Consider the following 8,687-nt stretch of genomic DNA (forward strand, 5'->3'; position numbering starts at 1 on the left):
GTGCGACGCCCGGACAGGCTGGTGGGCTCGGCTCAGCGAGCGGTCTTGGGCGAGAAGAGGCGGCTGACGAGCCGGGCGATCAGGTTGAGCAGCATGACGATGAGGATCAGGGTCAGGGCCGCGGCCCAGGCCCGGTCGATCCCGACGCCGCCCTGCTCGTACTGGCGGTAGGCGAAGACCGGGAGGGTCGCCATGCGACCGTCGAACAGGTCCCAGTTGACCTGGGTGATGAGGCCGACCGTGAGCAGCAGGGGCGCGGTCTCCCCGATCACGCGGGCGATCGAGAGCATGACGCCCGTGACGATGCCGGCGATCGACGTGCGCAGGACGACCTTGACGATCGTCAGCCACTTCGGCACTCCCAGCGCGAGCGACGCCTCGCGCAGCTCGTTGGGGACCAGGCGCAGCATCTCCTCGACCGAGCGGATCACGACCGGGGTCATGAGCAGCGACAGCGCGACCGCGCCCATGATCCCGGCCCGGTACGCGGGGCCGAAGATCAGCGTGAACAGCGAGAACGCGAACAGGCCCGCGACGATCGACGGGATGCCCGTCATGACGTCCACGAGGAACGTGATCCAACGGGCGAGGGCGCCGCGTCCGTACTCGACGAGGTAGATCGCGGTGAGCAGGCCGATCGGCACCGAGATGAGCGTCGCGGCACCCGTGATGAGGAGCGTGCCGACGATCGCGTGCCAGATCCCGCCGCTCGTCATGTCGCCGTAGACGCCGACCATGTCGGTCGACAGGAACGTCGCCCCGAACAGCTTGGCGCCGCGCGTCACCACGATCCACAGGAGCGAGACGAGCGGGATCAGCGCCAGCAGGAACGCGAACGACACGAGCGTGGTCGCCAGGCGGTCGGTGGCCCAGCGGGCGCCCTCGACGAACCGCGAGGTCACGGTCAGCCCGACGGCGTAGAGCACCGCGCCGAGGCCCAGCACCCCCGCGATCGTCGGCCTCCCCGCGAGCGCGAGGACCGCGAACGCGACGAGGACGCCGCCCACGGCGAAGGCCCAGGGGGCCCAGCGGGGCAGGCGCTTCTGCGCCGGGACGAGCTGGAGGGAGCCCGAGCCGTCGGGGGCGGCGGGCGTGGTGGGGGTGAGGTCGGTGGCCGTCATCAGTTCGCTCCCGAGAAGTCCTTGCGGCGCGCGATGATCCAGCGCGCGATCATGTTGACGACGAACGTGATGACGAACAGCGCGAGGCCCGTCGCGATGAGGGTGCTCACCGCGAGGCCGCTGGCCTCAGGGAACTTCGAGGCGATGTTCGCGGCGATCGTCTGCTGCTGTCCTGGCTTGAGCAGGAACAGCGAGTAGAGGAACCCGGGCGAGATGACCATGAGCACGGCCATGGTCTCGCCGAGCGCGCGCCCGAGACCCAGCATCGACGCGCTGATCACGCCCGAGCGGCCGAACGGGAGGACGGCCATGCGGACCATCTCCCAGCGCGTCGCACCCAGCGCGAGCGAAGCCTCCTCGTGCAGGACCGGGGTCTGGAGGAACACCTCGCGCGAGACCGCCGTGATGATCGGCAGGATCATCACGGCCAGGACGATCGAGGCCGACATGATGTTCTTCGCAGGGGCCTGGTAGCCCTCGAACAGGGGGATGAACCCGAGCGTGCCGCTCAGCCACGTGAAGAACGGGTTGAGGATCGGGAGCAGCCACAGCGCGCCCCACAGGCCGTACACGACGCTCGGGATGGCCGCGAGGAGGTCGATCAGGTAGCCGAGCCCCTGCGCCAGGCGCCGGGGCGCGTAGTGCGAGATGAACAGCGCGATGCCCACCGAGACCGGCACGGCGATCAAGAGCGCCAGGATCGAGGCCAGGAGCGTGCCGAACACCAGGGGCCCGATGTACGCGAGCAGCGAGTCCGCCTTGAACCAGGAGATCTCCTGGAGCTCCTCGGGGCTTGCCGTCAGGGCCGGCCACGCCTCGATGACGAGGAACACGGCCACCGCGGCGAGGACGAGCAGGATGAGGATCCCGGCACCCGTCGACAGGCCCGCGAAGAGACGGCCCGCCAGGCCGCCCTTGGTCACGGGGACCGTGGGTTCGGACCCGAGCCCGGCTCGGGTGGAGGGAGGAGAGGTGACGGCCACTGATGCTCCGATGACTGAGGTGCGGCGGTGGTGGGACGGACGTTCCGGTGGTCACGCACCCGTGGCGGGCCGCGTCGGGCGCAGTGCCTCGACGTGACCCGCCCCTGGGTGAGAGACCGTGTTCAGCTGTTCGGTCAGCTCTTGACGCTGATCGTGTCGAGCGCTGCCTGGACCTCGGTGCGCAGCGCGTCCGAGATCGGGGCGGAGCCGGCGACGGACGGCTCGGCGGCGCGCGCCTGGCCCTCCTCGCTGGCGACGTAGGTCAGGTACGCCTTGACGTTGGCGGCGTCCTCGGCCTTGTCGTAGGTGTCGCAGGCGATCGAGTAGGAGATGAGGACCAGCGGGTAGGCGCCGGCCTCGGTCGTGGTGCGGTCGATCTCGACGACCAGGCGCTTGTCGGTCGCGTCCGCGGCGCGCGGCGAGGCGTCGACGACCTTGGCCGCGGCCTCGGGCGAGAACGGCACGTACTCCTCGCCGACCTTGATCGCGGCCGTGCCCAGGTCACCGGCGCGCGAGGCGTCTGCGTACCCGATGGCGCCCTCGGCGCCCGTGACCGTGTCGACGACGCCCTGCGTGCCCTGACCGGACTGTCCGCCGGACAGCGGCCAGTCACCGCTGGCCTCGTGCGGCCAGGCGCCGTTCGAGGCGTCCGCGAGGTACTCGGTGAAGTTCTCCGTCGTGCCCGACTCGTCCGAGCGGTTGACGGGGATGATCGCGGTGCTGGGGAGCGTGACGCCCTCGTTCTCCGCGGCGATGGCCGGGTCGTTCCAGGTCGTGATCTCGCGGTTGAAGATCTTCGCGAGGGTCTCGGCCGAGAGGTTGAGGTGCTCGGCGTCGACACCGGGCAGGTTGTAGATCACGGCGATGGGGCTGATGTAGAGCGGGACCTCGATGGCCTCGCCGCCGAAGCAGCGGTCGGTCGCCGTCGCGAGCTCGTCGTCCTTGAGGGCGGCGTCGGAGCCGGCGAACTGCGTCGCGCCGGACAGGAACTGCTCGCGGCCACCGCCAGAGCCCACCGCGTCGTAGCTGAGGGTCACGCCCGGGGCGATGTCACCGAAGCCGGCGATCCAGCCGGCCACGGCCTTCTCCTGGGACGAGGCGCCCGCACCGGCGAGCGTGCCGGTCAGGTCCTCGGTCGAGCCGTTCTCTGCGCCGTCGGTGGCGGCGCCACCACCGGAGTCGGTGCTGTTCGAGCCGCACGCTGCCAACGTCAACGCGAGCACGCCGACGGCTGCTGCGGAACCTGCGCGGGTGAATCGGCTGAGCTTCACTCTCTTCTTCCATCCTGTCAACGCGGGGGCACCAGCGAGCGCCGGTGACAACAACGACGCTAAGCAGCCCGGGTGACGCGCTCCGGTGCTCCGGGTGAACGACGGATGAACAGTGCACAGACTCTTGCGGCCTGTGGACAGAGCAGTGCCGGCGTGCCCGACGGCGGCCCGGTGAGCGAGAACACGCTCACCACGGGCCCCAGCGGTTGCCCCGCCTGTACGGGTCGGGAAGTCTGGTGAGAACAGGTCGCCGTGCCGTCACCACGGCCGGCGACCCGAGGTCGATCGACGACCGCACCACGACGGACGTCAGGAGGACCCCTGTGACAGACGACGGCACGAGCCATCCGCACCCGGCCGAGGACGAGCCGGAGGAGCGAGCCGCGGCACCTGCCGCGGACCAGGCCACGGCCGCCGACGGCACCCTTCCCCCGCCCGAGGACGCGACGGCGTCGGGCACGGCGGCACTGCCCGCCCCGCCCGGGCGCATGTACCCGCGCGTCTTCTACCCCGCCGCGGGGCTCATCCTGCTGTTCGTGCTCCTCGCGATGGTCTTCACCGACGGGACCACAGCCGTCCTGAGCACGCTCCAGGCCGACGTCATCGGGGCGTTCGGCTGGTACTACGTGCTGATCGTGGCCGGGTTCGTCATCTTCGCGCTGTGGATGGGGCTGAGCCGCTTCGGCGACATCGTGCTCGGCAAGGACGACGAGAGCCCGCTGTTCCGGCTGCCCGTGTGGTTCGCGATGCTGTTCGCGACCGGGATGGGGATCGGGCTCGTGTACTGGGGAGCGGCCGAGCCGCTGACCCACTTCGCGTCGCCCAAGCCCGGTGTCACGGGCGACCCCGCCGCGCTCGCGCAGGCCGCGATGGGGCAGAGCTACCTCCACTGGGGCGTGCACGCCTGGGCGATCTACGTCGTCGCGGGCCTCGCGCTCGCCTACGCGATCCACCGCAAGGGGCGGCCCGTCTCGATCCGGTGGGCCCTCGAACCTCTGCTCGGCGACCGGGTCAAGGGGCGCCTCGGCGACGTGGTCGACGTCGTCGCGGTGCTCGGCACCGTGTTCGGCGTCGCGACCTCGCTCGGCTTCGGCGTCCTGCAGATCGGGGCCGGGCTCGGCTTCCTGAACGTGGCAGATCCGGGCCTCGCGCTCCAGATCGGGCTCATCGTCGGGATCACGGCCGTCGCGACGCTCTCGGTGGCCTCCGGCCTGGGGCGCGGTATGAAGTGGCTCTCCAACGGGAACATGGTCCTCGCCGGCGTCCTGGCCCTCACGGTGCTCGTCGTCGGCCCCACGCTGTTCCTCCTGCGCGACTACGTGCAGTCCATGGGGTACTACCTGCAGAACGTCATCCGCCTCACGTTCGACACCACGGCCTTCCAGGGCGACGCCGGCCTCGAGTGGCAGTCGTCGTGGACCATCTTCTACTGGGGCTGGTGGATCTCCTGGGCGCCGTTCGTCGGCGTCTTCATCGCGCGCATCTCCCGGGGCCGCACCATCCGTGAGTTCGTCATGGGCACGCTGCTGGTCCCCACGCTCGTGACGTTCCTGTGGTTCTCGGTCTTCGGCGGCTCCGCGCTGTACCGGCAGATCTTCGGCGACGGCGGGCTCATAGGCGCCGACGGGACCGTCGACACGGACACCGTGCTCTTCCAGCTCCTGGGCGACCTGCCGGGCGGACCCGTCCTGACGGTGCTCGCGATCGTGCTCATCGGGGTCTTCTTCGTGACGTCCGCCGACTCCGGCTCGTTCGTCGTCGGGATGCTGACCTCGGGGGGCGACCCGCACCCCGCGGTCTGGAACCGCATCCTGTGGGCCGTCCTGTCCGGCCTCCTCTCGATCGCCCTGCTGATCTCGGGCGGTCTCACCGCGCTCCAGACGGCCGCGATCCTCATCGCCCTGCCGTTCTCGGTCGTGATGATCGGGATGGCTCTGTCCACCGTGATCGCCCTGCGCGAGGAGCACAACGCGATCCTGCGCGCCGAACGGGCGCAGGCCCGCCTCGCCCTCACCCAGCACGTCACGCGCCGCGTCACCGAGTCCATCTCCGAGCAGTGGGACGAGCTCTACGGCAGCGACGGGCGCAGACCGCCCAAGCCGCCGAAACCTCCCAAGACTCCCGCCGAGCGGCGAGGTGCGCTCATCGGACGACCCCGGCGGCGCGACCGCGACGCACCGCCCGGCGGCCCGCCCGCGGGGCCGCCGCCCGCCTGACGGGGCGTCGCCCGGCCGCCCGCCTGGTCGCCCGGCCGCCCGGCCGCCCGCCTGACAGGAGCGTCGCCCGCGTCAGGCCGCACGGGCGACGCGCCCCGACACACGTGCCGGCGCGCCCGGCCTACGAGGCGCCGTCGGCCACCTTGTAGCCCAGGCCGCGCACCGTGAGCAGGTAGCGCGGCGTCGCGGGGTCGGGCTCGATCTTGGAGCGGATGCGCTTGACGTGCACGTCGAGCGTCTTGGTGTCGCCCACGTAGTCGGCTCCCCACACCCGGTCGATGAGCTGGCCGCGTGTCAGCACGCGTCCGGCGTTGCGCAGCAGCAGCTCGAGCAGCTCGAACTCCTTGAGCGGGAACGACACGAGCTCGCCGTGCACGGTCACGACGTGCCGGTCGACGTCCATCCGCACGGGTCCGACCTCGAGCGCCCCGTCGACCTCGGGCTCCGCGGGCGACTCGACGCTGCCCTGGCGCCGCAGCACCGCACGGACACGCGCGAGGAGCTCGCGGAACGAGTAGGGCTTGGTCACGTAGTCGTCGGCCCCGAGCTCGAGGCCCACGACCTTGTCGATCTCCGAGTCCTTGGCCGTGAGCATGATGACGGGCACGTTGCCGCGCTGCCGCAGCTCGCGGCACACCTCGGTGCCGCTCAGGCCCGGGAGCATGAGGTCGAGCAGCACGAGGTCCGCTCCCCCGGCGTCGTACGCGGCCAGGGCCTCGGGCCCCGTCGCCGCCTCGACGACGTCGAAGCCCTCACGGGCCAGCTGGTAGGTCAGAGGGTCGCGGTACGACTCCTCGTCCTCGACGACCAGGATGCGCGTCACGCACCCACCTCCTTGGTTCTGGGGGACGTGCCCGGATGGGGAGCTGTCTGGGAGCCCTGCGCCCGGGAGGGTGCGAGGCCGGGGTTCGTGGGGTCGTCGGGGGCGGCCGGACCGCCGGGGGCCGCCGTGTCGGCGGTGTCGCCGGGGACAGCCGAGTCGCCGGAGGCCGCCGGGCCGACCGCGTCCATGGGCCCGGAAGGCTCGGCCGCGTCGTCCCCGTCGGGGTCCGCGCTGCTCTCGAAGCCCTCGGCGGTCGGGTTCGCCGCCGGGATGCGCAGCGTGAAGGTCGACCCACGGCCCGGCTCGGACCACATGGTCACCTCACCGCCGTGGTCCGCCGCGATGTGCTTGACGATGCTGAGCCCCAGGCCCGTCCCACCGGTGTCGCGCGAGCGCGCGGGGTCCACCCGGTAGAAGCGCTCGAACACACGCTGCTGCTCGCCCTCGGAGATCCCGATGCCCTGGTCCACGACCGCGATCTCGACGAGGTCGCCGACCACGCTCACCCCGACCCCGACGCGGGTGTTCTCGCCCGAGTAGGCGACCGCGTTGTCGAGCAGGTTGCGCACCGCGGTCACGAGCAGCGCGTGGTCGCCGTAGACCACGGCGTCGAGGTCCCCGCCGACCGTCAGGACGATGCCCTTGCCCTGGGCGTTCGTGCGGGCGCGGTCGACCGACTCCTCGACGACCCCGCGCACGGGCACGGTCGTGACCGCCTGGAGGGCGCCGGCCACCTGGAGGCGGGAGAGCTCGATGATCTCCTGCACCAGCGCGGACAGGCGCGTCGCCTCCTGCTGCATGCGGCCCGTGAAGCGGCGGACCGCGACCGGGTCGTCCGCGGCGTCCTGCACGGTCTCGGCGAGCAGCGCGAGCGCACCCACGGGCGTCTTGAGCTCGTGCGACACGTTGACGACGAAGTCGCGCCGGATCGCGTCGATACGACGCGCCTCGGTCCGGTCCTCCGCGAGCACCAGGATGTGGTGGGGGCCGACCTGGGCGACCCGGACCTGCAGCATGACCATGCCGCGCCCGACCGGCCCGCGCGGGAGCTCGAGCTCCTCGTCGCGGATCACGCCGTCCCGTTGCACCTCGGAGATCATGTCCAGGATCGCGGCGTGCACGATCGCGTCGCCGCGGACCACGCCCAGCGCGTACGCCGGCGGGCTGGCCCGCACGACCTCGCCCTCGGCGTCGAGCACGACGGCAGCGGAGCGCAGCACCGCGAGGACACGGACCAGCCCCTCGTCGAGCTCGGGCGCCTCCTCGTCGGGCATACGCCGCAGGGTGCGCTCGCTGAACCGGAACGCGAGCGTCGCGAAGACGCCGACGAGGAGCCCGATGACCCCTGCGACGAGCAGCCCGATTCCCTCCTGGATTCCTTCCACACCACCAGCGTACGGTCGTCCCACAGGGCCGCCCGACCAGTCCGGGCCGGGGGAGCGACGCGTGTCCAAGAGTTCACGTGGCGTCGTCCCAGCGTTCACCTGACCGTTCATCTCCCCGTTCACCGCACCTGTCATGGTGGACTCTGCTGGTCACCAGGAAAGGGAAGCGATGCGGGAAATCTTCGAGGCCGAGCTCAAGCAGGTCGGCGACGACCTCGCCGAGATGAGTCGGCTGGTCGAGTCGGCCATCAGTCGAGCCGGGACGGCGCTGCTCACCGCAGACCTCCAGCTCGCACAGTCCGTCATCGCGTCGGACCATGCGATCGACGCCCTGGAGCGTGAGCTCGACGAGCGGTGCGTGCTGCTGCTCGCGCAGCAGCAGCCCGTCGCCACGGACTTGCGCGTCGTCGTGAGCGCCCTGCGCATGAGCGCGACCCTGGAGCGGATGGGCGACCTCGCCCGGCACGTCGCCCAGGTCGCGCGGGGCCGCTACCCGGCGCACGCGATCCACCCCCTGCTGGAGGGGACGTTCTCCCAGATGCACGACGCCGCGACCCGGGTCGCGCGCCGCACCACGACGCTGCTCACGACGCGGGACCTGACGGTCGCGGCCAACGTCGAGCGCGACGACGACCTGCTGGACCACCTCCACCAGGACACGTTCGCTGCCCTCCTGGGCCCGGACTGGACCGGTACGGCGCAGGAGACGATCGACGTGACCCTCGTGGGTCGCTACTACGAGCGGTTCGGTGACCACGGTGTCTCGATCGCCCAGCGCGTGACGTTCCTCGTCACGGGCGACTTCGTGGACGGTCGCGGCCAGGCCATGCGCGCCTAGGGCACCCCCGGGTCGTCTCCCGCCCCACCGACGCCCGACGGCGCCGCTCC

At 71.5% G+C, this 8,687-nt stretch carries 7 protein-coding genes; 2 read left to right on the plus strand and 5 right to left on the minus strand.

The window, feature by feature from the left end; translation table 11 throughout:
* Positions 1–32: 32 nt before the first annotated feature.
* From pstA to pstS, 3 genes are all read right to left on the minus strand, one after another.
* Entirely contained in the window at positions 33–1,121 is a 1,089-nt protein-coding gene (gene pstA, locus H9652_RS12920) for a phosphate ABC transporter permease PstA (RefSeq protein ID WP_191796615.1), read from the minus strand.
* Entirely contained in the window at positions 1,121–2,104 is a 984-nt protein-coding gene (gene pstC / locus H9652_RS12925; RefSeq protein WP_377678071.1) for a phosphate ABC transporter permease subunit PstC, read from the minus strand. Before pstC ends, pstA begins: the two co-directional genes overlap by 1 nt.
* A gap of 134 nt (positions 2,105–2,238) precedes the next feature.
* Positions 2,239–3,375 carry a phosphate ABC transporter substrate-binding protein PstS gene (pstS, locus tag H9652_RS12930; protein ID WP_191796616.1) on the minus strand — a complete coding sequence of 379 codons (1,137 nt, stop codon included), beginning with the start codon at positions 3,373–3,375 and terminating at the stop codon, positions 2,239–2,241.
* 323 nt (positions 3,376–3,698) lie between these two features.
* On the opposite strand from pstS, the gene H9652_RS12935 reads away from it, so the two are divergent.
* Positions 3,699–5,591, plus strand: coding sequence for a BCCT family transporter (locus H9652_RS12935; protein ID WP_318244161.1), 1,893 nt, complete (start codon positions 3,699–3,701; stop codon positions 5,589–5,591).
* Positions 5,592–5,712: 121 nt separating this feature from the next.
* Here the strand turns inward: H9652_RS12935 and H9652_RS12940 are convergent, their stop codons facing one another.
* Together H9652_RS12940 and H9652_RS12945 are read right to left on the minus strand one after the other, a co-directional pair.
* Complete coding sequence (locus H9652_RS12940) at positions 5,713–6,414, minus strand: response regulator transcription factor (RefSeq protein ID WP_191796617.1); 702 nt, start codon at positions 6,412–6,414, stop codon at positions 5,713–5,715.
* Positions 6,411–7,799 (minus strand): sensor histidine kinase, encoded by a 1,389-nt coding sequence (locus tag H9652_RS12945; protein ID WP_318244162.1) that lies wholly within the window; start codon positions 7,797–7,799, stop codon positions 6,411–6,413. Before H9652_RS12945 ends, H9652_RS12940 begins: the two co-directional genes overlap by 4 nt.
* Positions 7,800–7,968: 169 nt before the next feature.
* Between H9652_RS12945 and phoU the strand changes: the two genes are divergently transcribed.
* Entirely contained in the window at positions 7,969–8,637 is a 669-nt protein-coding gene (gene phoU / locus H9652_RS12950; protein WP_138822837.1) for a phosphate signaling complex protein PhoU, read from the plus strand.
* The last annotated feature ends 50 nt before the right edge of the window (positions 8,638–8,687 follow it).

It is taken from the genome of Oerskovia rustica, from assembly GCF_014836555.1.
Classification (GTDB): domain Bacteria; phylum Actinomycetota; class Actinomycetes; order Actinomycetales; family Cellulomonadaceae; genus Oerskovia; species Oerskovia rustica.